Annotated in this window: 24 protein-coding genes; 13 read left to right on the top strand and 11 right to left on the bottom strand. The window is 57.9% G+C overall.

The annotated features are described in order from the left end of the window. Positions 1-3: 3 nt before the first annotated feature. Complete coding sequence (locus tag TU76_RS11680) at positions 4-1,395, top strand: FAD-dependent oxidoreductase (RefSeq protein ID WP_048351702.1); 1,392 nt, start codon at positions 4-6, stop codon at positions 1,393-1,395. 107 nt (positions 1,396-1,502) lie between these two features. Continuing rightward, positions 1,503-2,207, top strand: coding sequence for a YebC/PmpR family DNA-binding transcriptional regulator (locus tag TU76_RS11675; protein ID WP_019828383.1), 705 nt, complete (start codon positions 1,503-1,505; stop codon positions 2,205-2,207). 164 nt (positions 2,208-2,371) lie between these two features. Here the strand turns inward: TU76_RS11675 and TU76_RS11670 are convergent, their stop codons facing one another. Then, positions 2,372-3,682, bottom strand: a complete 1,311-nt coding sequence (locus TU76_RS11670) for a protein kinase (RefSeq protein ID WP_048351701.1) — start codon at positions 3,680-3,682, stop codon at positions 2,372-2,374. A gap of 198 nt (positions 3,683-3,880) precedes the next feature. Between TU76_RS11670 and TU76_RS11665 the strand changes: the two genes are divergently transcribed. The 7 genes from TU76_RS11665 (at position 3,881) to TU76_RS11635 (ending at position 10,222) form a co-directional block, all read left to right on the top strand. Beyond that, positions 3,881-4,405, top strand: a complete 525-nt coding sequence (locus TU76_RS11665) for a Csu type fimbrial protein (protein ID WP_048351700.1) — start codon at positions 3,881-3,883, stop codon at positions 4,403-4,405. A gap of 16 nt (positions 4,406-4,421) precedes the next feature. After that, positions 4,422-4,961: a Csu type fimbrial protein gene (locus TU76_RS11660; protein ID WP_019828380.1), complete on the top strand. Its 540-nt coding sequence runs from the start codon at positions 4,422-4,424 to the stop codon at positions 4,959-4,961. Between the two features lie 18 nt (positions 4,962-4,979). After that, positions 4,980-5,513 (top strand): Csu type fimbrial protein, encoded by a 534-nt coding sequence (locus tag TU76_RS11655; protein ID WP_048351699.1) that lies wholly within the window; start codon positions 4,980-4,982, stop codon positions 5,511-5,513. A gap of 5 nt (positions 5,514-5,518) precedes the next feature. Next, positions 5,519-6,013 carry a Csu type fimbrial protein gene (locus tag TU76_RS11650; protein ID WP_019828378.1) on the top strand — a complete coding sequence of 165 codons (495 nt, stop codon included), beginning with the start codon at positions 5,519-5,521 and terminating at the stop codon, positions 6,011-6,013. A gap of 24 nt (positions 6,014-6,037) precedes the next feature. After that, complete coding sequence (locus TU76_RS11645; RefSeq protein ID WP_046810836.1) at positions 6,038-6,814, top strand: fimbrial biogenesis chaperone; 777 nt, start codon at positions 6,038-6,040, stop codon at positions 6,812-6,814. A gap of 223 nt (positions 6,815-7,037) precedes the next feature. Then, complete coding sequence (locus TU76_RS11640; protein ID WP_231984438.1) at positions 7,038-9,275, top strand: fimbria/pilus outer membrane usher protein; 2,238 nt, start codon at positions 7,038-7,040, stop codon at positions 9,273-9,275. Beyond that, positions 9,272-10,222 carry a Csu type fimbrial protein gene (locus TU76_RS11635; RefSeq protein ID WP_048351698.1) on the top strand — a complete coding sequence of 317 codons (951 nt, stop codon included), beginning with the start codon at positions 9,272-9,274 and terminating at the stop codon, positions 10,220-10,222. Before TU76_RS11640 ends, TU76_RS11635 begins: the two co-directional genes overlap by 4 nt. Here TU76_RS11635 and TU76_RS11630 read toward each other — a convergent pair. Together TU76_RS11630 and TU76_RS11625 are read right to left on the bottom strand one after the other, a co-directional pair. Then, complete coding sequence (locus tag TU76_RS11630; RefSeq protein ID WP_019828374.1) at positions 10,219-11,370, bottom strand: M14 family metallopeptidase; 1,152 nt, start codon at positions 11,368-11,370, stop codon at positions 10,219-10,221. The two genes, TU76_RS11635 and TU76_RS11630, sit on opposite strands and share 4 nt — an antisense overlap. Positions 11,371-11,906: 536 nt before the next feature. Beyond that, on the bottom strand, positions 11,907-12,374 hold the full coding sequence (locus tag TU76_RS11625; protein WP_019828373.1) for an Lrp/AsnC family transcriptional regulator: 468 nt from the start codon (positions 12,372-12,374) through the stop codon (positions 11,907-11,909). A gap of 184 nt (positions 12,375-12,558) precedes the next feature. Here TU76_RS11625 and TU76_RS11620 point away from each other — a divergent pair, with 184 nt between their 5' ends. After that, entirely contained in the window at positions 12,559-13,611 is a 1,053-nt protein-coding gene (locus TU76_RS11620) for a Glu/Leu/Phe/Val dehydrogenase dimerization domain-containing protein (protein ID WP_048351697.1), read from the top strand. Positions 13,612-13,660: 49 nt separating this feature from the next. On the opposite strand, the gene TU76_RS11615 is transcribed toward TU76_RS11620, so the two are convergent. Further along, positions 13,661-14,008 carry a DUF6124 family protein gene (locus TU76_RS11615; protein ID WP_048351696.1) on the bottom strand — a complete coding sequence of 116 codons (348 nt, stop codon included), beginning with the start codon at positions 14,006-14,008 and terminating at the stop codon, positions 13,661-13,663. Between the two features lie 129 nt (positions 14,009-14,137). On the opposite strand from TU76_RS11615, the gene TU76_RS11610 reads away from it, so the two are divergent. Then, complete coding sequence (locus TU76_RS11610) at positions 14,138-14,800, top strand: LexA family protein (RefSeq protein WP_019828370.1); 663 nt, start codon at positions 14,138-14,140, stop codon at positions 14,798-14,800. A gap of 57 nt (positions 14,801-14,857) precedes the next feature. Here the strand turns inward: TU76_RS11610 and TU76_RS11605 are convergent, their stop codons facing one another. From TU76_RS11605 to TU76_RS11590, 4 genes are read right to left on the bottom strand one after another with little or no spacing between them, the layout of a single operon-like run. Continuing rightward, the gene (locus tag TU76_RS11605; protein ID WP_048351695.1) at positions 14,858-16,798 is read right to left on the bottom strand and encodes an acetyl/propionyl/methylcrotonyl-CoA carboxylase subunit alpha; all 1,941 of its coding nucleotides are present in this window, start codon (positions 16,796-16,798) and stop codon (positions 14,858-14,860) included. Further along, positions 16,795-17,613 (bottom strand): gamma-carboxygeranoyl-CoA hydratase, encoded by an 819-nt coding sequence (locus tag TU76_RS11600; RefSeq protein WP_048351694.1) that lies wholly within the window; start codon positions 17,611-17,613, stop codon positions 16,795-16,797. Before TU76_RS11600 ends, TU76_RS11605 begins: the two co-directional genes overlap by 4 nt. Before the next feature lie 28 nt (positions 17,614-17,641). Beyond that, complete coding sequence (locus tag TU76_RS11595) at positions 17,642-19,249, bottom strand: carboxyl transferase domain-containing protein (protein ID WP_048351693.1); 1,608 nt, start codon at positions 19,247-19,249, stop codon at positions 17,642-17,644. A gap of 11 nt (positions 19,250-19,260) precedes the next feature. After that, positions 19,261-20,424 carry an isovaleryl-CoA dehydrogenase gene (locus tag TU76_RS11590; RefSeq protein WP_019828366.1) on the bottom strand — a complete coding sequence of 388 codons (1,164 nt, stop codon included), beginning with the start codon at positions 20,422-20,424 and terminating at the stop codon, positions 19,261-19,263. Positions 20,425-20,628: 204 nt separating this feature from the next. On the opposite strand from TU76_RS11590, the gene TU76_RS11585 reads away from it, so the two are divergent. Beyond that, positions 20,629-22,311 carry an AMP-binding protein gene (locus TU76_RS11585; protein WP_048351692.1) on the top strand — a complete coding sequence of 561 codons (1,683 nt, stop codon included), beginning with the start codon at positions 20,629-20,631 and terminating at the stop codon, positions 22,309-22,311. A gap of 600 nt (positions 22,312-22,911) precedes the next feature. Here TU76_RS11585 and TU76_RS11580 read toward each other — a convergent pair. The 3 genes from TU76_RS11580 to TU76_RS11570 form a co-directional block, all read right to left on the bottom strand. Further along, positions 22,912-23,808, bottom strand: coding sequence for a hydroxymethylglutaryl-CoA lyase (locus tag TU76_RS11580; protein ID WP_048351691.1), 897 nt, complete (start codon positions 23,806-23,808; stop codon positions 22,912-22,914). Positions 23,809-23,880: 72 nt separating this feature from the next. After that, positions 23,881-24,291, bottom strand: coding sequence for a MerR family transcriptional regulator (locus tag TU76_RS11575; protein WP_019828363.1), 411 nt, complete (start codon positions 24,289-24,291; stop codon positions 23,881-23,883). 26 nt (positions 24,292-24,317) lie between these two features. After that, positions 24,318-25,283 (bottom strand): LysR family transcriptional regulator, encoded by a 966-nt coding sequence (locus tag TU76_RS11570; protein WP_019828362.1) that lies wholly within the window; start codon positions 25,281-25,283, stop codon positions 24,318-24,320. Positions 25,284-25,437: 154 nt separating this feature from the next. Between TU76_RS11570 and TU76_RS11565 the strand changes: the two genes are divergently transcribed. Further along, entirely contained in the window at positions 25,438-26,646 is a 1,209-nt protein-coding gene (locus TU76_RS11565; protein WP_048351690.1) for an acyl-CoA dehydrogenase, read from the top strand. Positions 26,647-26,654 lie beyond the last annotated feature (8 nt).

Here is a 26,654-nt window from a genome sequence, read left to right as displayed (position 1 = left end):
CCCATGCGACCTTTTTGGCTGGAACAGGCACTTGCCCAGGAAAATATAGAACCCTGCACGGCGCTGCAGGGTGAAACACGGGCTCAAGTGTGCATTGTGGGCGGCGGCTACACAGGGCTGTGGTCCGCGATCATGCTCAAGGAGCAGAGCCCCGAACTGGACGTGGTGCTGATTGAGGCTGACATCTGCGGGGCAGGTGCCAGCGGGCGTAACGGAGGCTGCGCGCTGTCCTGGTCGGCCAAGTACTTCACCCTTGAACGCTTGTTCGGGGTGGAGGAGGCGGTGCGACTGGTCAAAGCGTCAGAACAAAGCATTTATGCGATTGGCGCGTTTTGTGAAAAGTACGCAGTGGACGCGGATTACCGCCTCGATGGCACGCTGTATACCGCGACCAATCAGGCGCAGGTTGGCTCCACAGACGGCGTGATTGCCGCGCTGGAGCGTCAATCCATCAACTCGTTCAGCAAGTTGCCCGTTGACGAGGTCCAGCGCCGGGCCGGATCGGCTCAGCATATGGAGGGCTGGTTTTCTCCCGCAGCGGCCAGCGTGCAACCGGGCAAGCTGGTGCGCGGGTTGCGCCGGGTTGCCTTGCAGCTAGGCGTGAAAATTTATGAGAACACTCCAATGACCGGGCTGGAGGAAGGCACCCCGGCAGTGATCCGCACCCCGGCGGGGAGCATTCGCGCCGACCGTGTGGTGCTGGCGATGAATGCGTGGATGGCCCGGGCGTTTCCACAGTTCGAACGCAGCGTGGCGATTGTGTCCAGCGATATGCTGATTACCGAACCCCGTCCTGACTTGCTGCAGGAAATCGGCCTGACCAGCGGTGTCACAGTGCTCGACTCACGAATTTTCGTGCACTACTACCACAACACCCCGGACGGGCGAATCATGCTGGGCAAGGGCGGCAACACCTTTGCCTATGGCGGGCGCATGTTGCCGGTGTTCGATCAGCCTTCACCCTACGCCGGGCTACTGAGCAAAAGCCTTGAGCAGTTCTTTCCGGCATTTGCGGGGGTTGGAGTGGAGGCTACCTGGAACGGGCCTTCTGATCGTTCGGTCACCGGTTTGCCGTTTTTCGGTCAGATGAGCAGCCACGGCAATGTGTTTTATGGCTTTGGTTATTCAGGTAGCGGGGTAGGTCCGTGCCACATGGGCGGGCAGATCCTGGCGTCACTGGTGCAGGGGCTGGCTAATGACTGGACACGTTCGCCGCTGGTCAACGGACCGTTGGGTTATTTTCCGCCCGAACCCATTCGTTACCTGGGCTCGTTGATGGTGCGCAATGCGATTCGGCGCAAGGAGCGTGCCGAAGACCATGGCCACCGGCCCCGGCATCTGGATGTGCGTCTGGCCAGATTTGCAGCGGCTGCGGGCAAGGCCGACAAGGGTTAAGCAGGCAACGATTGGATTTTTTGGTCGATTGCCGACTTCTTGCCGTATAAACTTGCGCCCATTCGACGGCCGACAGGCCGCGACACACCAGATTGAGAGAGTGAGTTATGGGCGCACAGTGGAAGGTTAAACATAAAGCGGACGCCGCCAACAGCCGCGGCAAGATTTTTGGCAAGTTGGCCAAGGAACTGACAGTTGCTGCTCGCAACGGCGCAGATCCGGACATGAACTCGCACTTGCGTCTGGTCTACGAACAGGCCAAAAAGGCTTCGATGCCGGCTGACACCATCAAGCGTGCGATCAACAAAGGTGCCGGTATCGGTACTGAAGCCGTGCAATACCATCGTGTGACCTATGAAGGCTTTGCACCTCATCAGGTACCGCTGATCATTGAGTGCCTGACGGACAACATCAACCGCACCGTGGCTGAAATCCGCGTTGCTTTCCGCAAAGGCCAACTGGGCGCTTCGGGTTCGGTGGCATGGGACTTCAACCACGTCGGCATGATCGAAGCCAAGCCTGATACCCCGGATGCAGACCCTGAAATGGCCGCGATTGAAGCGGGTGCCCAGGACTTCGAAGAAGGTGAAGACGAAGGCACGACTTTGTTCATCACTGAGCCGACTGACCTGGACTCCGTGCAAAAAGCACTGCCGGAGCAAGGCTTCACCGTGTTGTCGGCCAAATTGGGCTACCAGCCGAAAAACCCGGTCAGTGGTTTGACTGACGAGCAAATGGCTGAAGTTCAGGAGTTTCTGGCCAAGCTGGAAGAGCAGGACGACGTGCAGGACATGTTTGTAGCGCTGGCCTGAGTCTGCCCTGACTCCGTAGCAGCTGCCGTAGGAACGAGGCTGCGTTCGAGCGCGAAGCGGTCGTAAAACCTGAGTCTTCGGTGTATTCGACACACCGTGAACTATGACATTACGACCGCTTCGCGTTCGAACGCAGCCTTCGTTCCTCGGCAGCTGCTACGCACTTATCCCAGTATCTGGTTAACCTCAGCAAACCCAGGTCGTGCCAACACCTCCGGCTGGATGCAACGCTGTTGCAAGCCTTGTAACGCACTGCGCCGTTGATCACTCAGGCCTGAATCGATCCGCTCCAGCAACTCCCCCAGTAAAATCCCGAAGGCACGTACTTCAATACGTTGCAGCGCACGGCTGCGCGGGCTGTCGTCGATGGCGTGGAAGCACGCTGCACCAAAATCCCCCAGCAGGCATTCGCCTTGTGCATTGAACAAAATGTTGTGCCCGTACAAGTCGCCATGACAGATGCCCTGCGCGTGCAAATGACCTGCCGCCGAGGCGATGCCGCGAGCGATACGCAAAGCGCTGTCGCCGGTAAAGCGGGTGCTGTCGGCATATACATCACGGCTGCAGGTATCGAAACTGGGGAGGGCCGCCAGGTTGATGAACGACGGGTCGATCAGCTCCATGACCAGACCGGCCTGATTCTCAGGATGCCCGGCGACACGTCCTAATACCTTGATCAGGTTGGGGTGCCGGCCTGCGGCGATACAGGCGTTCATTTCATTGAGTGGCGAGCCGTCGCTGGTGATGCTGCCCTTGTACAGCTTGACGGCAACTGACTGGTCAGCCTGACCGGGGCGGCTCCACCGTGCTTGATAAATGATGCCGGAGGCGCCTTCGCCCAGTTTGTGCTCAAGCTCAAGGTGCGACCAATCGATGTTCGGGGTGTTGTCGGGCTGGCGACGGGCGCTGGCATCTTCTTGCAACGGGTTACCGGCGTATGCCAGCCAGCTCAGGCCTGGCAGTGCCAGCAGCATGTCAGGCAGCTCGCTGAATTGGTTGGCCGCCAGGCGGATCAGTTCCAGACGCTCACAGCCGGCCAGGCTGCGGGGCAGTTGCTGGAGACGGTTACCGGCCAGCATCAGCTTTTGCAGCAGGGGGCGCTGGCCCAGTGCTTCGGGTAGTTGCTCGATGCAGTTGTCGGTCAGGATCAGCCACCGCAGCAAAGGTGGCAGCGCAGCAGACGGCACACTTTGGATCTGGTTGGCTTTGAACCCAATCATGCTCAACTGTGCGCACTGGCCCAAGCAAGCTGGTAGCTCGGTGAACTGATTGTCCGAGCAAAACAGAATGCGCAAACGGGTCAGGCGATGCAGGTCATCGGGCAGGCTGCTTAGGGCGTTACCGCTCAGGTTAAGAATTTCCAGCGAGTCGGCCAGCTGGAAAATTTCGGGCGGGAACTCGGTCAGCCCACACGACAGATCAAGGCGTTTGAGGCCCGCCAGTTGGCCGGCGCGCAGTTTGGCGAGGGTATCCATAAGCAGGGTCGGGTACTCGAGGGTGGGGCAAAAGTGTCGCGCATGATAACGATTAATCAGCGTGGGGCCGAGTATTTGCGTGCAGGGGCTGTGAGTTAAGAGTTAGGTTTCGTTTAACTTTGTTTAATTTCTTACACGGCTGGACGTATCGTCCTTCGATGCTAGCCTTCATCCTATAAATGCACACAAGGAAAGGTCATGGAGTGCCGTCTAGGGATAGTCATCATAGGCTCCTTGTTCAGTACCTGTGCCTGGTCTGCGCAGTACGAGGTTCAGGTTCGAGTCATCGTCGAACGAGGCTGCCAACTGGTGGGCATAACCCGCGACGCTGGCGTTGAGTCCTTGGGCCTCCTTGATTTCGGCCGTACTGCGCGGCTGGACGGTCCCTCGGCACCCTTGGGTGCATCGCTGATAAACCCGCGTTTACCGCGCCTGGAATGCAATCCCGATACCACCTATCAAATTCAGGTCGACGGTGGCCAGCATGGTGGCACCGCAGATGTTCGCTATTTGGCCCTGGGGCCGGATAGCCCGCCCATTCCTTATCGACTGTTTAGCGATCCGGCCCGCCAGATCCCGTTGTCGGTCAATGTGCCTGTCAGCGGCACAGTGCCTGAGAGCGGTTCAGTTGAGTTGCCGTTGTATGGCCGGATCGAGCCGTTGCGTCAGATCCCCCCAGCAGGACTGTATGCGGACCTGTTGAAAGTCACTCTCACGTGGTAGTGCCAGGAGTATGAATATGGCCGGCCCTGCTCAGTTGTCAGCCTTGCTTGCAGCCTGCGGGCTTTTGGTCAGCGGTGCACAGGCGGCCATGGTCAGCGGACAGATTCAGGCGCGTCTGGTGATTATGGCCAGTTGCCAGGTGAGCAGTGGAGTGGGGACTGGAGAGGAAAACCGTCTCGATGATCTCGGAACGCTTAATTTCGGCTCAAAAGGCCCGACCTGGGATACACCGGTCGAGGTGTTGCTAGATGGCAGCGAGAGCAACTTGAGGGTGACCTGTAACCCTGCAGTGCGAGGTTTTACGGTTTCGATCGATGGTGGCAATCACGGTAATGGCGTAGACCGCCGACTGAGTAATGGCCGGCAAATGATCCCTTATCGCTTGTATCTCGATGCTGCTGGCAGCAACAGCTACAGCATCGGGCAGCAACACAATTTTGTGGTGGCAAGTGGCGGTCATGTACCGATCCCGGTGTATGGCATGGTGATGGCAAATCCTGTGGCGCTACCGGCTGGCGTCTATCGCGACACGCTGCGGGTGACGCTGGATTGGTAAACAAAAGTGGGGTGCAAGATGCGCGGACTTAAATCAACGCTGGGTTTCTCATTGTTGGGCTTGATGTTGACCGGCCCGGTGCAAGCAGCCACTACCGTGAGTGGCACTGTAAATGCCTCGTTGGTGCTGACGAGCAGTTGCCTGATCAACGGGGTGGTGGGTGCTGGTGGGGCGGTGTTCGGGGCGCTGGACTTCGGTACGACCACGACGCTGTTCGACACCGCGAACGCTCAGGTAATGAGCGGGGCTGGAGCCCTGAAGGTGCTGTGTTCGGCCGGGACCACTCCCGCGATCACTCTCGGCACGGGTGCCCATGACGGGTTAGCGGCGGCGCAAGGCACGCGGGCATTGGCCAGTGGCAGCAATTACGTGGGCTATGACCTGTACAGCGACTCGGGCCATACCACGCTGGTAGCTATCGGTGGCAACGTCACGCTGCCCCTGAGCACGGGTGTGGAGCAAACAGTCAATATTTACGGCAAAGCGACCGGCAAGTCCGGGCTGCCGGCCGGGACTTACAGCGACACCATTACTGTTGTGTTGACTTTTTAAGCCTTGTGGCATGGCTGCGTGCTCTATCACTGGTGCTGCTGTGCACCGGCAGTGCAACGGTGAATGCAGCTTTGACAGCGGCGCTACCGGTCAGCGCCAGCATCGTGGCGGGTTGTCTGGTGAACAGCACGGGGGGGCTGTACGGCACCTTGAGCTTCGGGACGTATTCCGCATTATCCACCGCGCCAGTGACGGTGGCGCTGGCAGGTGGTGTGACGCTGCAATGCACGCCGGGGGTCAGTGTAAGCATGCAAGTCAATGGCGGTTTGAATAACGTCAGCGGACGGCATTTAAAGATGGGCAGCGGTACTGCGCAGATTGCCTATCAGTTGTTTCAAGACGCAGCGCGTACCCAGAGCCTGGGTATCGCGCAATCGGTCAACGTGCCGTACACCAATGCCAACGCTATAAGCCTGCCGATTTACGGCTATGTGGTGTTGCCGGGCAACCAGCCGGCGGGCACCTACAGCGACACGCTGCAGGTGCAAATTTCTTATTGATGCCCAAGGATCAGGAGCCTGTTTATGCATTCATTTTTACGGCCACTTCAGGGGCTGGCCTTTTGCTTGCTGGTATTGGGCATGGCCCAGTCTGCACAGGCAGCCAGTTCGATTTTGATCTGGCCTATCGATCCGGTATTGGAAGCGGACCAACAGGCCAGTGCCCTGTGGTTGGAAAACCGTGGTGACACGCCCGCCAACTTGCAGATACGGGTATTCGCCTGGAATCAGGAAGGCTTTGACGACAAGTACCAGAACCAGCGCGATGTGGTTGGCAGCCCCCCTGTAGCCACCATCCAGCCCGGACAAAAGCAACTGATTCGCCTGACCCGGGCCAAGACTTTTCCGGCGGGCGAGGAGCACGCTTACCGCATCATCATTGACGAGATCCCGATGCCGCTGCCTCCCTCAGAGGCCGGCAGCAACAAGGCTGCGGCAGCTGTCCGCTTGCAGATGCGCTATTCGGTGCCGTTGTTTGCCTATGGCGCGGGGCTGTGGAGCAAGCCGGATGCCAGCCGCCCTCGGGACCCGAGCGGTGCGGGCTTGCCGCAATTGAGCGGACGCGCCGTCAAGGTCGACGGCAAGCCTTATGTCGAGGTGGTTAATCGCGGGGCGGTACATGCGCGATTGACCGAGGCCGCGCTCAAGTCGGGTGCTCAGTCCAAACCGGTCGTGGACGGGTTGCTGGGTTACGTGTTGCCAGGGGCAACGATGCGCTGGCCGGCCCCGGCTCAGGGCGATGCGTTGCAGGTCCGTGTCAATGGCCAGGCGCAGTTGCAGACTGTGCCTTTAAGCCAATAACCCGGGCATCGACCCGTTTTCGCAAGTCACCTTCGGCAATCGCCCTTGGCATGCTCGCCCGGCATTCAAGGTTGTTGCGCAGGGGAAGTGGTAGCAAGGAGCGGCCATTGAAAGCTTGGGCGTGGAAGTGAGGAGGTCCCAGGTGTGCGTCTGCATCGGTCTGTGCAGTGCGCTCTGGGGTCCATCGACTGAGGCAGGTGAATTGCCGCCACCTCCCGCCAGCATGGAGGCTGTTGCCGATGCCCAGCTCTATCTGGAACTGGTGGTTAACCAAATGAACACAGGACGCCTGGTGCAGGTGCAGCAGCGTGCAGGTCAACTGTATCTGCAAGCGAGTGTGCTACAGGAGGCCGGGATACACCTGCCCCTCACACCACCAGAGGATGTAGGCCTGGACAGTGTGCCGGGCTTGCACAGTGAGTACGACATACAGGGCCAGCGCCTGTTGCTGGATGTGCCGCCCGACTGGTTGCCCGAGCAAGTGCTGGGGCGCTCGACCTTGCCGCACAGCGAGGCCGTCAGCAGCTTTGGTGCGTTGTTCAACTACGATGCCTACCTCAATGACACCGATGATGCGGGCTCTTATCTGGCCGTCTGGAACGAAGTTCGGGTGTTTGACAGTTGGGGCACGTTGTCCAATACCGGGCAATACCGGCGCAATATCGTTACCTCAGGGCAAACCTCGCTGGACAGCGGCTATCTGCGCTATGACACCACCTGGCGCTTTTCTGACGATGAACGAATGCTCACCTACGAGGCTGGCGACCTGATCAGTGGCGCCTTGCCCTGGACCAGTGCCCTACGCATGGGCGGTGTGCAGCTGTCCCGGGATTTTGGTGTGCGCCCCGATCTGGTGACTTATCCATTGCCGCAGTTTTCCGGAGAGGCGGCGGTGCCGTCGTCGGTAGATCTGTTTATCAATGGCTACAAGTCTTCCAGTGAAAACTTGCAGCCGGGGCCCTACACCCTGACTAACGTCCCTTTTATCAATGGTGCCGGTGAGGCTGTGGTGGTGACCACTGATGCGCTGGGGCGGCAGGTTTCTACCAGCGTACCGTTTTATGTGACCAGTACCTTGCTGCAGCAAGGCTTGAGTGACTTTAGTGTCTCGGCGGGCAGTGTGCGTCGGGGCTACGGGATTGAAAATTTTGCCTACGGCCCTGCTGTGTCATCGGGTAGCTTGCGTTATGGCCTGACCAACAATGTGACGCTTGAAAGCCATCTTGAAGCCTCGGACTCGCTGACCCTGGGCGGGGTGGGGGGCAACCTCAAGCTGGGCAACTTTGGTGTGCTCAACAGCGCTGTGAGTCAAAGCCAGCTCGATGGTCGCAGCGGCCGACAGGTGAGCCTGGGCTATCAGTACAGCTCGCAAGGTGTGAGCTTTGCCTATCAACGCTTGCAACGGTTTGACGACTACGCCGACCTGACGGTCATCGACACTGACTACATCAGCCTCAGCCGACGCAGCGAGCAAGTAACTCTGGCCGTGGATCTGGATCGTTTCGGGAGTCTGGGGGCCGGGTATTTCGATGTGGTGGCCGCCGATGCTACACGCACGCGCCTGCTCAACTTGAGCTGGAGCACGCCGCTGTGGTTCAGCAGCAGCTTGTATGTCTCGGCCAACCGTGAATTGGGCGACAGCAACTGGGCGATGCAGGCGCAGATCGTGGTGCCCTTTGATCTGCGCGGCAACTTCAGTTTTGGCACCGAGCGCAGCAGTTCGGGGGTGACGCAACAACGGGTCAACTACAGCCGTAGCGTCCCGACCCAGGGGGGTGTTGGTTTCAATCTGGGCTATGCCCAGGGTGATGCGCCGGCGTACCGCCAGGCCGATCTGACCTGGCGGCTGCAATCGGTGCAGTTGCAGGCTGGAGTGTATGGCACGTCGGATCAGCAGACACGCTGGGCAGATGCCAGCGGCTCGCTGGTATGGATGGACGGACAAACATTCGCCGCCAACCGCATCGACGATGCTTTTGTGGTCGTCAGTACCGGCGGTTTTCCCGATGTAGGCGTGCGTTACGAAAACCAGTGGATCGGCAATACCGACAAGAACGGTCACTTGCTGGTGCCCTGGAGCAGCGCTTATTACCGCGGTAAATACGAGATTGATCCGCTGAACCTGGCAGCCAATATCCTCAGCCCCAATGTTGAGCAGCGCGTGGCTGTACGCCGGGGCAGCGGTTATTTACTGGAGTTCCAGTTGAGCCGGGTGGCGGCTGCCAGCGTGCATCTGGTTGATGCCCGGCAACAGGATCTGGCGCTGGGCAGCGCGGTATTGAACGAGCAAAACGGCTCTCGTGCGGTCGTGGGCTGGGACGGGCTGGTGTACCTGGAAAACCTGGCGGCGCAGAACTCGCTGCAGGTGATCATGCCCGACGGCCAGTCGTGCAAGGCGCAGTTTGGATTGCCGCCAGAGACGGACCAGGTACCCTTGATTGAGGGAGTGGTGTGCCAATGAAGTGTGCAATCGGGTTGGGACTGTTGTGCTGTTTGGCAGCGTTCGAAGCCAAAGCCGGCTGCACTGTTGCGGGGGTCGCCAGCCCGGCCAGTTATGGCCCGATCAGCTCGACTCTGGTACGCACTGCGGCTCAAAGCACGTCATCCTCCAATGCGGGCCTGACCTGCACCGCCGGGGGGATTTCGCTGCTCGGTGAAGCGTATTTCAAGGCCACGATCACGTCCTCCAACTCCGGCATGGTTGGCCCCACCGGGGATGTTATTGCTTACACCATTTATGCGAGTAACAGCATCGCGAAGCCCATCACCCGTGGCCAGGCATTCGACTTTTCCAGCAATGGTCTACTGGGTGCTACGGCCCCCAGTATGATCCCGTTGTACTTCACCACTGCAGCCAACAACGTGGCGGCTGGCGTCTACACCGAAACCCTGAATGTTCGCTGGGACTGGTCCTACTGCACCGGGCTGGGAGTGTTGGGGATTTGCCTGGGATATGACACGGGCTCCAACAAGATCAGCACCCTGACAGTGAGCATGACGGTGGCCAACGACTGCACCATCAGCGCACCCTCGATCAGTTTTGGCAGCGCACCGGTGGTCAGCGCGTTTTCAACAGTAAGCCAGACCGTCAGTGTCAACTGCACCAAGGGCAGTGCCTATACGGTCGGTTTGGGCGATGGCACGCACCCCGTCAGCGTGGGAGGGAGGCGGCAGATGATGTCCGGCGGCAACTATTTGGCTTACGACATTTTTCAGAGTGCCGGCACTACCCGCTGGGGCAGCGTTGGCGCTGCCCGGCGGGCCAGTTCGACGGCTGAGGTCAATCCCGGAAACGGCTTGGGCAGCGGCAGTCAGATATTCAATTACAACGCCCGCATCTACACCGACCAGGCCACGCCGCCAGCCGGCACCTATACCGACAGCGTGGTGCTGGACGTGAGTTTTTAACGCAGTTCCTTGACCATGGCCGACAGGGTGGTCAGCACGTCCTTGGCCAACTGCTTTGAGCGTTTACCATCCCAGCCGGTCTGGGGGTTCGGCGCATCGTCGTTGTCCTTGAACGGCATCTCAAGGGTCAATGACAAGCAGTCAAAGCGCTGGCCGACGCTGTTACAGGCCAGGGTCATATTGGCTTGTCCGGGTTCGTCACGGGTGTAGCCATGGGTGGTCTGAAAATCTTTGGTCAGGCCGCTGAGGTGACTACGAAAACGCTCATCTAGGGTCGCCAGGCGTGGGGTGTAGCCAGGATTGCCTTCGCAGCCTGCCGTGAACACATAGGGGATTTCTTCGTCGCCGTGGATATCCAGAAACAGGTCAACGCCGTAGTGAGTCATTTGCTCTAGGGCAAAGAACACTTCAGGACTGATCTGGGGGCTGGTGTTTTGCCAGGCCCGGTTCAGGTCCTGGCCGTTGGCATTGGTGCGCAAGTGCCCGTGAAACGCGCCGTCCGGGTTCATGTTCGGGATCAGGTACAAGTCGGCAAAGTCCAGTAGCTTGCGCATCTGTGGATCGCTGCCCTGTTCCAGGCGTTCGAAGATTCCTTCCATAAACCATTCGGCCATGTGTTCGCCCGGGTGCTGCTGGGCGATGATCCAGATCTTGCGCTTGTGGCTGGCGCCGTTGCCTTTGCGCAGCAACTGGATATCGCGACCCTCGGCACTTTTGCCGGTGGCCAGCAATTGGCAACCTGACCACTGTAAGGCGTTTTTGATCAACTGATCGTGGCGTTCGCGGCTATAGGGTTCGAAGTAGGCAAACCAGGCTTGAGGCTGTTCGGCGGCAAGGTGAACGTTCAGCGATGTACCGTCGAATTCGCTCGGGACCCGGAACCAGTTTTCTTGATCGTATGAAGCCACCGCTTGATAGCCATCCCATGCCTTGTTGTAGGAAGACTGGCCGGCATTGCTCAATTGAAAGTGGTGAGTGTGCCCCGGGGTCAGGCCATCGGCCTTGAAGTGGAACCACTGAAAGTGTGGGCTCTTGGTATCCGGCCTGATGGCCAGTTTTACCTGCAGCGGGTTGCTGGCATCCAGCACCTGGATATTGCCGCTGTCGAAGTCGCTGCTGATATGAAGTGAAGAGGGCGCCACAGTCATCGTCAAAATCCCGAAATCTGATAATTGTGGGCGTTACTGTACATCGCTATGGCTATAGGCCAATACGGAATTTTGGACAATAAGTTGAAGGAAAAAGCGAAGGGGGGCGTCGTCCTTGACGCTGCGCAAGTGTAGGGTTTTTGCGATTGATTCTCAAGTGCTAGATTGCCATTACGGCCATAGTCCAGGACTTCAGGCTTCCGTTTCCCGATGTTCTTTTGCTATCATCGTCGGCATCGTAGCGGTCACCGAAAAAACCGGCCGCACACAAGACTTCATTAGCCTGAAGCACGCAGAGCCAGATAACTGGCCGCAAAAAAAAGACCCGGCTAGAAGCCGGGTCAAATAACCGTGATTAGCCTGATGAGGAGGTAATTCAAAAGACCGACCTAAGGTCCTTTGAATTATCGACTGATCTCGCGACCAGCTGCATGCAATAGTAATCATTATCATTTGCAAAGCAAGTATTTTCCCGCGCTTTTTGGAAATTAAATTTCCTTATCCCATCCCAAGGCTCTATCTCGCGGCCTTTACCCCTAGTCCAGCAGCAATTCAGTGGTGCGTTTGACTTCACTCATGGCGATATTCGAGTGGGCTTCCTGGACGTGCGGCTTCTGTAACAAGTGATCGCGCAAAAAACGTTCATAACTGTCTATGTCGTGGGTAACCACTTTCAGCAAATAGTCCATGTCGCCTGCCATCGTGTAGCACTCGATCACCTCGGGGTAATCGGTGATCGCTTCTTCAAACTCGGTCAGGTGACGTCGTCCATGTCCGGATAGCCGCACATTGACGAACACCACCACATTGAGCCCAAGCTTTTTCGGATTGAGCAGGGCGACCTTTCGCTCGATTACGCCTTCCTCTTGCAATCGATGGATGCGACGCCAACAGGGCGATTGCGACAACTCCACGTGTTCCGCCACTTCGGCGGCAGACAGGTCGGCGTTGTGTTGCAGCAGGCGAAGAATCTTACGGTCAATAGCGCTTAATTTAATCTGCATGAATTGATCTGATTTCTTATTTTTTTTGAACGATTCATGCAGATTAGCAGAAGAAATCCTACAAATTAGAAAGAAAAATCCTAGGCAAAACCTTCACTCTTTTGCTTCGCACCCCTGCGTTGGGTCAGATACTGACTTCTCGGTCTGACTCGTTTCCCAGGCTAATAACAAGAGAGAGAATGCAATGCCGATTTTTACTCACCCCGAATTCGATCATCACGAACAGGTCCAGTTCTGCCATGACAAGGCCACTGGCCTCAAAGCCATCATTGCGGTGCACAACACCCGTCTTGGCCCTGCTCTGGGCGGGTGCCGCATGTGGCCCTACGCCGATGAGCAGCAAGCCTTGAACGATGTATTGCGCCTGTCCCGTGGCATGACTTACAAATCGGCGCTGGCCGGGTTGCCGTTGGGCGGGGGCAAGGCGGTGATCATTGGTGATCCGCGCAAGGACAAGAACGAAGCGCTGTTCCAGGCCATGGGTGGTTTTGTCGAAAGCATGGGTGGGCGTTACATCACGGCTGCTGACTCGGGCACCGGGGTCACCGAAATGGCTCTTATGGGCCAGCGCACTCGTCATGTAGTGGGTGCTGGCACGCGTGAGCAGCTGGGGGGCGGCACCCGTAGCGGTGATCCGTCTCCTGCAACGGCGCTCGGGGTGTTCATCGGTTTGCGTGAAGCGGTCTTGCAACGTCTTGGCCGCAGTGACCTGACGGGGCTGCGTGTGGCCGTACAGGGTCTTGGGCAAGTGGGCTTCAACCTCGCCCGGCAATTGAAGGAGGCGGGGGCTGAGCTGTGGGTCCACGATATTCAGGAGGCCAACGTGCGTCGCGCAGTTGACGAGCTGGGCGCTCACGCAGTGACGGCACAAGACATTTACGGGCTGGACGTCGATGTGTTCTCGCCTTGTGCGCTGGGCGCAATCATCAATGATGAAACCTTGCAGTTACTGCGTGCGCCAGTCATTGCCGGTGCTGCCAACAATCAACTGGCCAAAGCCTCCCATGCCGATGAGCTGTGGCGTCGGGGCTGTCTGCATGCACCGGATTATGCGATCAACGCGGGCGGTATTATTGACGTGTCCTACGAGTACAACGGAGGCACGCCCGAGCAGGTTCGTCAGCACGTGGAAGGCATTGGAGAAACTCTGCGTCAGATCTTTCTAAGGGCCAAAGCCGAGGATCAGAACACCACGCGCATCGCCGATAGCCTCGCACGCGAACGTCTCAACGCTTGATGAGAAAGGCGCGGGTGTCCGTATCGGGCAGCCGGCGCCTGCTCTTGCATCAATGGGCCGCCAGTTGCTGCACATCGATCGCCCTGTCCACCAGTTGCTTGGATGATTCGATGAAGAACAGGAGGCTCATCAGCAGGTCACGCTGAGGTCCTTGCTGATGTTCGGCGGCGCCTTGAGCGCTGGCAATTGCACATCGCAGATAATCTGACGCATGGACCAAGGCTTCTTCCTGGCTCACGTCACTGCTCACCAGGAACACTTTTTTTTCAGCCGTGTGCTGAGAAACAGATGGTTTCAAATAATAGTCCAGCGCACGTTGAGTCGCGACGGTGTCCTTTAAGGATTCGAGCTCGGAATCGGACTCGTTTTTCTGCGGGGTTTTTGTAATTGGAGTCATGATTTGCCTGCGTTTCAGGAATTTATCGAATCAGCCAACCAAGATTAGTACAGTAAGTATTTTCATATTCAAGTTAAATAATACAATGTGTGTATTGTTGAGTCGAATTCAATCCGTATTGTTCGGCAGATGGATAAATGGATCGCTTTAGTCAGAACCAAATTGCGCGAACTAAAACTCACGCAAGAAAAACTAGCCGAACGCGTCGGGGCTTCCCAGGGCGGAGTCGGCCATTGGCTCAATAAACGCCGCCAACCCGACTTGCCGACGATGAACAACGTGTTGCATGCCCTTGGGCTCGAGCACCTTGAAGTCGCGCTGGTAATTCGTGAGCGCAGTGACGCAGGCGACAAGCCTGGCGCTGACGAATACACCTACGAGATCACCTCGGCATTCCGCTATCCGGTGAGAGACTGGGTCACGGCAGGTCAGGTCAGCGAGAAGCTGCAGGCTGGCTATGCTGCACCGCCCGGCACGATATTTGAGGTGAGTGATCACTACGCCAAAGGGGCTGCGTTCTGGTTGCAGGTGACGGGTGATGCCATGACCGCGCCGGTGGGGGTCAGCATCGCGCAAGGGATGATGATTCTGGTCGACCCGGACATTGAGGCCACGCCAGGCAAAATGGTCATAGCCCTGACACCTGAGTCAGAGGCGAGCACATTTCGGCAATTGATCGAAGAGAGCGGTCAACGTTACCTGAAGCCACTTAACCCGACCTATCCTAAGACCCTGTTTGATGAAAACTGCCGGATCATCGGGGTAGTGGTTCAGGCGACAGTCAAGTTTTAGAGGTGTATTTCAAATGCTGTAGTAAAGGCGGATACCGATGTCGGTATCCGCCTTTTTTCATTCAAGTTCGACCAGCGCAGCCCCTTCACTGACCATTTCGCCTTCCTGGAAGAACAAGGCTTTCACCACGCCCGCATGGGGCGCCCGCAGACTGTGTTCCATCTTCATGGCTTCAAGAACCACCAGTTGAGCGCCAGCCTCGACGGTTTGTCCGATTTCAACCAGCACTCGCACGATACTGCCATTCATGGGCGCTGTGAGGCCGCCCTGGGCCGTGTGACTGGCATCCACGGCACTGATCGGGTCGTGCAGGCGCACGCAGTGCAGCTCACCGTTCCACCGCAGGTAAAGCGCATCTGCCCGGCGAACGGCCAAGTGCTGACGCCTTACTCCGCCCGCTTCGATGACTAGCTGTTCATTACACAAGGTGGCGGCGTTACCACTTGGATGGATGACCTGTTGCTCGCCATTACAGGCCAATGCCAGCAAGGTTTGAGCGGGTAGGCCGGTACGAAAGCCGTTGCGTGCGGACCAGGGTGACGCCGGGTCATCGTCGCGTACTCGTGGGGGCTGACTCTGATTAAAGGCTTCAGCGGCTGCCGACCAGAAGGCTGCAGGCAGCGGCTGTGCAGCAGGCAGCAATTGATCCTCGTAGCGCGGGATAAACCCGGTATCGAGTTCAGCTGCGGCGAAGGCGGGATGAGCAATGATACGACGCAAAAAGCTCAGGTTGGTTTTCAGGCCACCTATGGCAAATTCATCGAGCATCGCCAGCAACCGTAAGCGGGCCTGCTCCCTGTCTTCTCCCCAGGCAATCAGTTTGCCCAGCATCGGGTCGTAAAACGGTGAAACCTCGTCACCCTCGCTGACGCCACTGTCCACGCGTCTTCCCGGGCCGGCAGCCGACTCGCGATACACCTCAAGGCGTCCGGTTTGCGGAAGAAAGTCATTGCTTGGGTCTTCCGCGTACAGGCGCACCTCGATGGCGTGGCCGTGTAAAGGCACTTGCGCCTGGGTCATGGGCAGCGCTTCACCACGGGCCACACGGATTTGCCAGGCCACCAGATCCAGCCCGGTAATGGCTTCGGTGACCGGATGCTCAACCTGCAAGCGCGTGTTCATCTCCATAAAGAAGAACTCGCCTCGCGCATCCAGCAAAAACTCTACGGTGCCTGCACCCACATAGCCGATAGCCTGTGCCGCTCTCACGGCAGAATCACCCATGGCCTGGCGCTGCTCGACGCTCAGGCCCGGTGCTGGCGCTTCTTCCACGACCTTCTGGTGGCGACGCTGAATCGAGCAGTCACGCTCATTGAGATACAGGCAGTTGCCGTGTTGGTCGGCAAAAATCTGTATTTCCACATGACGGGGTTTGAGCACGTACTTTTCAACCAGCATCCGCGCATCGCCAAAAGATGACAGTGCTTCACGCTGCGCCGAGGCCAGTGCCTGCGCCAGCTGGCTGACCTCCTCGACGACTTTCATGCCTTTGCCGCCACCCCCCGCCGTGGCTTTAAGCAGCACTGGATAGCCGATGCGCTCTGACGCCACACGAAAGGTTTCCAGGTCCTGATCTGCGCCGTGATAGCCCGGCACCAAGGGTACGCCTGCGACTTCCATCAAGGCCTTGGCCGCAGACTTGCTGCCCATCGCATCAATGGCACTGGCCGGCGGGCCGAGAAAAATCAGTCCGGCCGCTTCAATGGCGCGGGCAAAGCCTGCGTTTTCCGACAAAAAACCGTAGCCGGGGTGAATGGCCTGAGCCCCGCTGGTCTTCGCCGCTGCGATGATCTTGTCGATTTTCAGGTAGCTGTCGGCGGCTTTGCTCCCCCCCAGGTCCACACAGATATCAGCTTCGCGGCAATGCCGCGCATCGCGGTCGGTAGTGCTGTGGACGGCGACGGTTGTGAGGCCCATCGCTTTGGCCGTGCGCATGACCCGACAGGCGATCTCGCCACGGTTGGCGACCAGCACAGAGGTAATACCAGAGGCGGTCATGGGCGCGGCTCCTGTGTCGTTGGATTGGCTTGCCAACTGGGAGCACGCTTTTGCAGAAAGGCACGCAAGCCTTCCTGGCCTTCAGGGCTGACCCGAATCCGTGCAATGGCGTTTTCGCAGTAGCGGCGAATGGCTAGAGTCGGTGCGCCATGACTGACTTCGCGCAGCAGGTCCTTGCAGGAACGCATGGCGTGCGGACTGTTAAGCAGCAGGTTTTCGATCCAGTGGTCGATGTGCTGCTCAAGCTCGGCGATGGGGTAGCATTCTGACAGCAAGCCCAGCTCGCGGGCACGATGGCCACTGAAGCGTTCGGCGGTCAGGGCGTAGCGCCGCGCCGCACGTTCACCGATGGCTTGCACCACAAAGGGACTGATCACGGCAGGCGCCAGGCCGATGCGTACTTCAGACAAACAGAACTGCGCGTCATCCGCGCCGATGGCCATGTCGCAGGCGCTGATCAGGCCCAGCGCTCCGCCGTAGGCCGCACCTTGCACAACGGCCAGGGTGGGCATTTTCAGTTTGGCCAAGTTGTACATCAATTCGGCCAGATGGCGGGCGTCGTCGAGATTGGTGTGATAGTCGAGCTCGGCCGATTGCTGCATCCAGGCCAGATCGGCGCCTGCGCTGAAATGTTTGCCACGCCCGCGCAGAACCAAAAAGCGCAGGGTCGGATCCGATTGCACGGCATCCAGAGCAAGAATCAGCTCACGGATCATCTCGGCGTTGAAAGCGTTGTTCTTTTGCTCACGGCTCAACCACAGGGTGGCAAAACCCCGGGGATCGGTGTGCAGTTCGAGCGTGTTGAAATCGATCATGTTTGTCAGTCCTTTAAGAGGCGAGGGCTTACATCCGGAACACGCCAAAGCGTGTGGCATCAATCGGAGCATTGAGTGCCGCCGACAAGCCCAGCGCCAAGACGTCGCGGGTTTGAGCCGGGTCGATCACGCCGTCATCCCACAACCGAGAGCTGGAGTAGTAGGGGTGGCCCTGGTGTTCGTACTGGTCAAGAATCGGCTGTTTGATCTCGGCCTCGTCCAGTGCCGAGAACGCCACACCATTGCGCTCAGCCTGTTCACGTTTGACCTGTACCAGCACGCCCGCCGCCTGTTCGGCACCCATCACGCCAATTCGGGCGTTTGGCCACATCCACAGAAAGCGCGGATCGTAGGCGCGGCCACACATTCCGTAGTTACCGGCCCCGAAACTGCCGCCGATGATCACGGTGAACTTCGGTACCTTGGCGCATGCGACGGCAGTGACCAATTTGGCCCCGTGCTTGGCAATGCCCCCGGCTTCGTACTTTTGACCGACCATAAAGCCTGTAATGTTTTGCAGAAAGATCAACGGAATACCGCGCTGGCACGCCAGCTCAATAAAGTGCGCGCCTTTTTGTGCGGCCTCTGCAAACAGAATCCCGTTGTTGGCCAGAATCGCCACCGGATAGCCGTGCAAATGCGCAAAGCCGCACACCAGCGTGGTGCCGAACAGGGCCTTGAATTCATCGAGCACCGACCCGTCCACCAGTCGGGCAATCACTTCACGCACATCAAAAGGCTGTTTGGCATCGGCCGGAACGATGCCGTACAACTCGTCACGGCCATACAGCGGGGCTAGCGCAGTTCGCTGTTGCAGTTGGCCCAGCTTGCGCCAGTTGAGGTTGGCGACGCTGCGCCTGGCCAGCGCCAGCGCATGTTCGTCGCTGTCGGCGTAATGATCGGCGACCCCTGAAATCTTGCAATGCACATCGGCGCCGCCCAAATCCTCGGCGCTGACGACTTCACCCGTGGCAGCCTTAACCAACGGCGGGCCGGCCAGAAAGATGGTCGCCTGCTGACGTACCATGATGGCTTCGTCGGCCATGGCGGGCACATAAGCCCCCCCAGCCGTGCACGAGCCCATGACTACGGCAATTTGCGGGATACCCGCCGCGCTCATGTTCGCCTGATTGAAAAAGATGCGTCCAAAGTGCTCGCGGTCCGGGAACACTTCATCCTGGCGCGGCAGGTTGGCACCACCGGAGTCCACCAGATAAATGCAGGGCAAGCGGTTCTGCTCGGCGATGGTTTGCGCCCGCAGGTGTTTTTTGACCGTCAGCGGATAGTACGAGCCGCCTTTGACAGTGGCATCGTTGGCCACAATCATGCATTCCACGCCTTCTACCCGACCAATACCGGCGATTATTCCGGCAGCCGGGACGTCTTCGCCGTACACGTTGTAAGCCGCCAACTGACTCAGCTCCAGAAAGGGCGAACCGCTGTCCAGCAGGCGATCTATACGCTCGCGTGGCAGCAACTTGCCCCGTGAAGTGTGCCGTTCCTGCGCCTTGGCCCCGCCCCCCTGTTGCACCTGCTCAAGCAGGGCATGCAAGGCATTGACCTGCTTGAGCATGGCCTCACGGTTGATACTGAACTCGGCCGAGCGCGGGTTGATCGTCGTATGCAAGATGGACATGCCTACGCTCCTTAGCGAGTTTCGTTGAAGAGTTCACGACCAATCAGCATGCGTCGGATTTCGCTGGTGCCAGCGCCGATTTCATACAGCTTGGCGTCACGCAGCAGGCGCCCTGCAGGAAACTCGTTGATGTAACCGTTGCCGCCCAGAATCTGGATCGCATCGAGGGCCATTTGTGTGGCGCGTTCGGCGCTGTACAAAATCACCCCGGCGGCATCCTTGCGTGTGGTTTCACCCCGTTCGCACGCAGCTGCGACGGCATACAGGTAGGCGCGGCTGGCATTGAGCTGGGTGTACATGTCCGCGACCTTGCCCTGGATCAGCTGAAACTCGCCGATGCTCTGGCCGAACTGTTTACGGTCGTGGATGTACGGCACGATCAGGTCCATGCACGCCTGCATGATCCCGGTAGGCCCACCCGAAAGCACAACGCGTTCGTAGTCAAGGCCGCTCATCAATACCTTGACCCCAGTGTTGAGGGTGCCCAGCAGGTTTTCTTCCGGCACTTCAACATCGTCGAAGAACAGTTCGCTGGTGTTGGACCCGCGCATGCCGAGCTTGTCGAAATGGCTGCTTCGGCTGAAGCCTTTCCAGTCACGCTCGACGATAAATGCACTGATCCCGTGTGGGCCCTTTTCCAGATCAGTCTTTGCATAGATTACGTAGGTGCTGGCATCCGGACCGTTGGTGATCCAGGTCTTGCTGCCATTAAGCACAAAGTGATCGCCGCGCTTGTCGGCGCGCAGCTTCATCGATACCACGTCGGAACCGGCGTTCGGCTCGCTCATGGCCAGTGCGCCGACGTGTTCGCCGCTGATCAGTTTGGGCAGGTACTTGAGTTTTTGTTCGTGGGTGCCGTTGCGGTTGATCTGGTTGACGCACAAATTGGAGTGGGCGCCGTAGGAGAGGGCGACTGACGCCGAACCGCGGCTGATTTCTTCCATCGCCACCACGTGCGCCAAGTAGCTCAGGCCGGTGCCGCCGTACTCTTCAGGGACTGTGATGCCGAGCAAACCCATGTCACCGAACTTGCGCCACATGTCTGCCGGGAACAGGTTGTCCTTGTCGATTTGCGCCGCTCGTGGCGCCAGTTCGGCGGCGACGAAGGCCTGCACCTGATCGCGCAGCATGTCGATGGTTTCGCCCAGGGCGAAGTTCAAAGTCGGGTAGCTCATGTGGCACCTTGATCGTTGTTCTTGTGGAGGCGTTTACAGCGTCGCCATGGATAGCCTTGACGTTAACGTAAACTTGGTGCTTAAAACTGTCAACGACCTTTACGTTAACGTCAACTTAGGCCAGAGTAATTGCAGTTCTTCAAATGAGAGGGCGCACCTGCACGCCTTGCTCATGCTCCCAAAACAATCACAAGAGGAGTTGTCATGAAGCAGCAATCCGTCCCCAGTTACACCCAGGGTTCGCTGGATAAGCCATTGCTGGCCATGACCATCGGCCAGGCCTTCGATCACACCGCCGCGCTCTATCCAGAGGGAGAAGCGCTGGTGGTGCGTCATCAACAGCAACGCTACAACTGGGCGCAATTGGCCCGGGCAGTTGATCTGCATGCCAGGGCTCTGCTGGCTTTGGGTTTGAAGGCAGGGGACCGGCTGGGAGTGTGGGCGCCCAATGGCGCCGAATGGTTTATCAGTCAGTTTGCCAGCGCCAAGATCGGCGTGATTCTGGTCAATATCAACCCGGCGTATCGGCTCTCGGAGCTGGAATACGTACTCAAGCAATCGGCGTGTCAGTGGCTGGTGTGTGCGGGCGCGTTCAAGACCTCCAACTATCACGCCATGCTCCTGGAGCTGATTCCGGAGCTGACCGAGCAATCGGTCGGAGCTCTGGATTGTGCGCGTTTCAACGAGCTGCGTGGCGTCATCAGTCTCGATTCTGAGCCCCCCGCAGGCTTTCTCCCCTGGTCGCAACTTGCCACATTGGGTACCGGGGTTACGGCGGATCAACTCCATGCCCGCCAGGCCAGCCTGCACTTCGACCAGCCGGTAAACATTCAGTACACCTCAGGTACGACGGGCTTCCCCAAAGGGGCGACCCTCAGCCACCACAATATTCTCAACAACGGCTACATGGTCGGCGAAAGCCTGGGTTTGACGGCCAGTGATCGTCTGGTCATCCCGGTGCCGCTCTATCACTGCTTCGGCATGGTCATGGGTAATCTGGGGTGTGTAACTCATGGGACCACGATGATCTATCCCAGTGAGGCCTTTGACCCGGGCCTGACTCTGCAAGCGGTGACGGATGAGCGTGCCACTGCGTTGTACGGCGTACCGACCATGTTTATCGCCATGCTTGATCACCCGCAGCGTGCGGGATTTGATCTGTCGAGCCTGCGCACGGGGATCATGGCAGGCGCCACTTGCCCGATAGAGGTGATGCGTCGGGTCATCAGCGAAATGCACATGGGTGAAGTGCAAATTGCATACGGCATGACTGAGACCAGTCCGGTCTCGATTCAGACAGGTCCGGCAGACGAGCTTGAATTACGTGTTACCACAGTGGGGCGTACTCAGCCGCAGCTTGAGAGCAAGCTGATCGACGCTGAGGGCAACACTGTTGCTCGCGGTGACATTGGCGAACTGTGTACTCGGGGCTACAGCGTGATGCTGGGTTACTGGAACAATCCGCAGGCGACCAGCGATGCCATCGACAGCGAAGGCTGGATGCATACCGGTGATCTGGCGCAGATGGATGAGCAGGGATACGTGCGCATTGTGGGGCGCAACAAGGACATGATCATTCGCGGTGGCGAAAACATTTACCCGCGAGAGCTGGAGGAGTTCTTTTTCACTCATCCGGCGGTAGCAGACGTTCAGATAGTGGGTATTCCGGACGCCAGGTATGGCGAGGAAATCGTCGCCTGGATCAAGTTTCATCCCGGCCACACGGCCAATGAACTCGAGCTGCAAACCTGGTGCAAGTCGCGTATTGCGCACTTTAAAACGCCGCGTTACTTCAAATTTGTTGAAGTGTTCCCAATGACCGTAACCGGCAAGATCCAGAAATTCAAAATGCGCGAGATCAGCATTCAGGAATGCGAACAAAAATGACCGGCTTTTGTGGGAGCGAGCCTGCTCGCTCCCACGCGGGCGTAATCTTGAATCGCAGACAACACAAAGGGGAGCCGAGGCTCCCCTTTAATATGTCGTGCATGCTCTTTTTTTATTATTGAAGGGCGGTTTATTGTTGTTTTTGGAACTCACCCTTTGCTGCGTTTTTTTGCGATCCCCATGCGGGATCAAGAGCAAACGTATTTTTTTGAGCGCTGATCCACTTTTATCACGGGCTATCAAACCTGTGATCCAACCTGTGCGGGTGCTACCTGAAGGTAGTTTTATTCTTCTCTGCCCGGTTGCGAGGTGGCTTTTAGGCGCCTCGGAAAAGTAAACCTTCTCCAAAAAAATCTGTTAGCTGCGTCTCTGCCGTGTTGTTTTTGTTATGTCAGAGTCGTTTCGTATTGTTTTTATTATGTTGCTGCGGTTTTTATTCTTGTTATGCCATAGAGATAGCAGGAGCCGTGCCAACTTTTTAAAATCCTTATAAATCAATGGCTTGAGTTTTTAGGCAATAAAAAACCAGCCCTTGGAAAGGCCGGTTTGTTTCCGTGTTACTCGTTTGTGGGGAGGCGAGGTAACACCATGGAACACTTTTTAGCCCTGCCGGGCCTTTGCTACCCGTGACCCGGTAACACGTCCCAGCACGTTGCAGATGTGTTCGCCTGCCAGAAGCAGCTTGTCCATGTCGACGCCGGTCTCGATGCCCATGCCGTTGAGCATGTACACCACATCTTCCGTGGCCACGTTACCGCTGGCGGCCTTGGCATATGGGCAGCCGCCGAGCCCGGCGATGGAACTGTCGAATACGGCGATACCTTCTTGCAGGCTGGCGTAGATATTGACCAGCGCCTGGCCGTAGGTGTCATGAAAATGCCCGGCGAGTTTTTCCCGTGGTACGTAAGCCGTTACGGCCTCAAACAGGGTACGCGTGGCTGTTGGGGTTCCGGTGCCGATGGTGTCGCCCAGAGAGACCTCGTAACAGCCCATGGCGAACAACTCTTTGGCCACTTGTGCGACCTGTTGTGGGCTGACCTGGCCTTCATAAGGGCACCCGAGCACGCAGGACACATAGCCTCGCACGCTGATGCCGTGTTGTTGGGCGGCCTCGATGATGGGTACAAAGCGCGCCAGGCTTTCGCTGATCGAGCAATTGATATTGCGCTGGGAGAACGCCTCGGAGGCAGCAGCAAACACTGCGACTTCTTTTACGCCTGCTGCTACCGCATCTTCAAACCCGCGCATGTTGGGCGCCAGCGCTCCGTAGACCACTCCTGGCTTGCGACGGATTTGCGCAAAGACTTCGGCCGAGCCCGCCATTTGCGGCACCCACTTGGGCGATACAAAACTGCCGACTTCGATATAGTCCAGTCCGGCGTCGGTCAGGGCATCAACCAGTTGCACCTTGTCTGCGACGCTGATGGGCAGCGCTTCATTTTGCAAACCGTCACGCGGGCCAACTTCGATCAGGCGCACATGGGTTGGAAGTGTCATGGGGGTCACCGTGTCTGTAGAAATGTGTGTCTTGCCAAGCCCTCACCCCAACCCTCTACCTTTGGGAGAGGGCTAGGGTGAGGGGCTTTTAGTTGTCTGGTTTTTTATGGTCTGTTCCAGCGCCTGGATACACCGTTCTTCAGCGGTATCGAGCTCCAGTTGCATCTGCTGGATATCCAATAACTGTTGTTCAAGCTGCTCGCGGCGCTCGGCGATTTTGGCCAGCATGCTGTTGAGTTGCTTTTGATTGCCGCTGGTGGGGTCGTAAAGCTCAATCAGCTCGCGACATTCGGCCAGGGAAAAACCAATGCGCTTGCCGCGCAGAATCAATTTCAGGCTGACTTTGTCCCGCGCTGAGTAGACTCGTTCCTGGCCGCGTCGCTCGGGGGCGAGCAACCCTTGTTCTTCATAAAAACGAATGGCACGGGTGGTGATGTCGAGCTCGCGGGCAAGGTCGGAAATACTGTACGTCTGGCTGCTCATGGGCGGGCTCTGGAGAGTTCGTGGGCTTAAACTAATGGCTGCTTGACGTATACGTCAAGCAAGCTGGCCGTGTCTGATTTATTTTCCTGTGCGACTTGTTGTTGGCACAGTTCGATCAGTTGCTCACGCATCCAGCGGTTTGCCGGGTCTTGTTCGGTGCTTTCGTGCCAGTACAAATGGGTTTCAACGTTGGGCAACTCGCTGAGTGGCAAGGGTACAAAATGCAAGGCATGGCGCCGGGCAAAGCGCTCGGGCACGGTCATCACCATGTCGGTCTGTTGCAGCACATTGGACGCCATCAGGTAATGCTGCGAGCGCAAGGTGATTTTACGTTGCAGGCCCATTTTCCCCAGCGCCAGGTCTACTTCTCCCAGGCCATTGCGACGGGTCGAGATATGAATATGAGTCATGGCCAGGTACTCATCCAGGGACAGTGAGGTCTTGCTGGCGAGTGGATGTCCTTGGCGCATGGCGCACACATATCGGTCTTCCATCAACTTGACGTGGCGCACCTGTGGATCGGTATTGAGCGGTGCATCCACGGCAAAATCCAGACGTCCGGCCGCAAGATCGCTGGTTGTCTCGCGTCGATGGGAGAGAAAACTCTCGATCACCACCGATGGTGCCTGACGCCTCAGACGCTGAAACAAAGACGGCAAAATTACTGCCTCGGTCAGATCCGTCATGCTGATGCGGTAGGTCTTGTTGGCTTGTAGCGGGTTAAAGGTGCGGCTTTCTTGCACGGACACGCGCAACAGCGCCAGGGCACTGCGTACCGGGCTGATGATGTTCTGCGCCATTGGGGTAGGCACCATGCCTTGGGCAGTACGGACGAACAGCGGGTCGTTGAAACTTTCGCGCAGTCGCGCCAGTGCGTTGGACACGGCAGGCTGAGTGATACCGATGATCTGCCCGGCGCGGGTCAGGTTGGCTTCGGTGTAGATGGCGTCGAAGACGATAAACAGATTGAGGTCGACCTTGTTCAGATTCATGGCGCAGGGCTCTTGTTTTAGGGGCAGTGATGCGGGCTAGCCATATATTGCTTATGAATGGTAATACACACCGCTAATAGGCAGCGCAAATTAAGGGTGGCTGCTCTAGCATCGGGCAACACTTTTCGTCATTCCCGGTAGAAGGTAGCCCTCCATGGATTTCGCTTACTCCCCAAAAGTTCAGGCACTGCGCGAGCGAGTGACAGCGTTTATGGACGCCCATGGCTATCCGGCGGAGGCGATTTTCGAGCAGCAGGTGGCTACAGGTGACCGCTGGCAGCCGACCGCAATCATGGAGGCGTTGAAGCACAAGGCCCGGGCCGAAGGACTGTGGAACCTGTTTCTGCCCGAGTCCGAGCGGGGCGCCGGTTTGACCAACCTGGAATACGCACCTTTGGCTGAAATCATGGGCCGCTCGATGCTGGGCTCAGAGCCGTTCAATTGCTCGGCGCCCGACACCGGCAATATGGAAGTGCTGGTGCGATATGCCAGTGATACGCAAAAAAAACAGTGGCTGGATCCGCTGTTGCGCGGCGAAATTCGTTCGGCGTTTGCCATGACCGAGCCAGATGTGGCGTCATCGGATGCAACCAACATGGTGGCCACTGCTGTGCGCGAGGGTAATGAGTGGGTGATCAGTGGCCGCAAATGGTGGACTTCCGGCGCCTGTGACCCGCGCTGCAAAATCATGATTTTCATGGGCTTGAGCAACCCTGAGAATCCGCGTCATCAGCAGCACTCCATGATCCTGGTACCCGTCGACACGCCGGGGGTGAAAATCCTGCGACCGCTGCCGGTGTTCGGTTACGACGATGCGCCCCACGGGCACGCTGAAGTGCTGTTCGAAAACGTGCGAGTGCCTTACGAAAACGTCTTGTTGGGTGAAGGCCGGGGTTTTGAAATTGCTCAGGGACGCCTGGGCCCCGGGCGTATTCATCACTGCATGCGCTCCATCGGCATGGCCGAGCGGGCACTGGAGTTGATGTGCAAGCGTTCGCTGGCACGCACCGCGTTTGGTAAGCCGCTGGCACGCTTGGGCGCCACTATCGACAAGATCGCCGACTCGCGCATGGAAATCGACATGGCACGGCTTTTGACCCTTAAAGCCGCGTACATGATGGACACAGTAGGTAACAAGGTGGCGAAAAGCGAAATCGCCCAGATCAAGGTCGTCGCCCCGAATGTTGCATTGAAAGTAATCGACAGGGCCATTCAGATTCACGGCGGGGCGGGGGTTTCGGGGGACTTTCCGCTGGCCTACATGTACGCCATGCAGCGCACGTTACGTCTGGCCGATGGCCCGGATGAAGTCCACCGGGCAGCGGTGGGCAAGTTTGAGCTGGATAAGTGGCAAGCAGATTGAGGTGAGAG

Origin of the sequence: Pseudomonas psychrophila (assembly GCF_001043005.1) — a bacterium.
GTDB lineage: Bacteria > Pseudomonadota > Gammaproteobacteria > Pseudomonadales > Pseudomonadaceae > Aquipseudomonas > Aquipseudomonas psychrophila.
Note: the sequence above shows the minus strand (reverse complement) of the source record. Positions and strands in the feature narration are given on the sequence as shown.

Bases quoted from the DNA above. Each gene is read 5' to 3' on its own strand.
- TU76_RS11630 (WP_019828374.1), bottom strand. From the start codon at position 11,370: ATGACTGTGGCGCCCTCTTCACTTCATATCAGCAGCGACTTCGACAGC.
- TU76_RS11660 (WP_019828380.1), top strand. From the start codon at position 4,422: ATGGCCGGCCCTGCTCAGTTGTCAGCCTTGCTTGCAGCCTGCGGGCTT.
- TU76_RS11675 (WP_019828383.1), top strand. From the start codon at position 1,503: ATGGGCGCACAGTGGAAGGTTAAACATAAAGCGGACGCCGCCAACAGC.
- TU76_RS11645 (WP_046810836.1), top strand. From the start codon at position 6,038: ATGCATTCATTTTTACGGCCACTTCAGGGGCTGGCCTTTTGCTTGCTG.
- TU76_RS11670 (WP_048351701.1), bottom strand. From the start codon at position 3,682: ATGGATACCCTCGCCAAACTGCGCGCCGGCCAACTGGCGGGCCTCAAA.
- TU76_RS11575 (WP_019828363.1), bottom strand. From the start codon at position 24,291: ATGAGCAGCCAGACGTACAGTATTTCCGACCTTGCCCGCGAGCTCGAC.
- TU76_RS11610 (WP_019828370.1), top strand. From the start codon at position 14,138: ATGGATAAATGGATCGCTTTAGTCAGAACCAAATTGCGCGAACTAAAA.
- TU76_RS11580 (WP_048351691.1), bottom strand. From the start codon at position 23,808: ATGACACTTCCAACCCATGTGCGCCTGATCGAAGTTGGCCCGCGTGAC.
- TU76_RS11635 (WP_048351698.1), top strand. From the start codon at position 9,272: ATGAAGTGTGCAATCGGGTTGGGACTGTTGTGCTGTTTGGCAGCGTTC.
- TU76_RS11620 (WP_048351697.1), top strand. From the start codon at position 12,559: ATGCCGATTTTTACTCACCCCGAATTCGATCATCACGAACAGGTCCAG.
- TU76_RS11565 (WP_048351690.1), top strand. From the start codon at position 25,438: ATGGATTTCGCTTACTCCCCAAAAGTTCAGGCACTGCGCGAGCGAGTG.
- TU76_RS11585 (WP_048351692.1), top strand. From the start codon at position 20,629: ATGAAGCAGCAATCCGTCCCCAGTTACACCCAGGGTTCGCTGGATAAG.
- TU76_RS11590 (WP_019828366.1), bottom strand. From the start codon at position 20,424: ATGAGCTACCCGACTTTGAACTTCGCCCTGGGCGAAACCATCGACATG.
- TU76_RS11640 (WP_231984438.1), top strand. From the start codon at position 7,038: ATGGAGGCTGTTGCCGATGCCCAGCTCTATCTGGAACTGGTGGTTAAC.
- TU76_RS11570 (WP_019828362.1), bottom strand. From the start codon at position 25,283: ATGAATCTGAACAAGGTCGACCTCAATCTGTTTATCGTCTTCGACGCC.
- TU76_RS11625 (WP_019828373.1), bottom strand. From the start codon at position 12,374: ATGCAGATTAAATTAAGCGCTATTGACCGTAAGATTCTTCGCCTGCTG.
- TU76_RS11605 (WP_048351695.1), bottom strand. From the start codon at position 16,798: ATGACCGCCTCTGGTATTACCTCTGTGCTGGTCGCCAACCGTGGCGAG.
- TU76_RS11655 (WP_048351699.1), top strand. From the start codon at position 4,980: ATGCGCGGACTTAAATCAACGCTGGGTTTCTCATTGTTGGGCTTGATG.
- TU76_RS11665 (WP_048351700.1), top strand. From the start codon at position 3,881: ATGGAGTGCCGTCTAGGGATAGTCATCATAGGCTCCTTGTTCAGTACC.
- TU76_RS11680 (WP_048351702.1), top strand. From the start codon at position 4: ATGCGACCTTTTTGGCTGGAACAGGCACTTGCCCAGGAAAATATAGAA.
- TU76_RS11600 (WP_048351694.1), bottom strand. From the start codon at position 17,613: ATGATCGATTTCAACACGCTCGAACTGCACACCGATCCCCGGGGTTTT.
- TU76_RS11595 (WP_048351693.1), bottom strand. From the start codon at position 19,249: ATGTCCATCTTGCATACGACGATCAACCCGCGCTCGGCCGAGTTCAGT.
- TU76_RS11615 (WP_048351696.1), bottom strand. From the start codon at position 14,008: ATGACTCCAATTACAAAAACCCCGCAGAAAAACGAGTCCGATTCCGAG.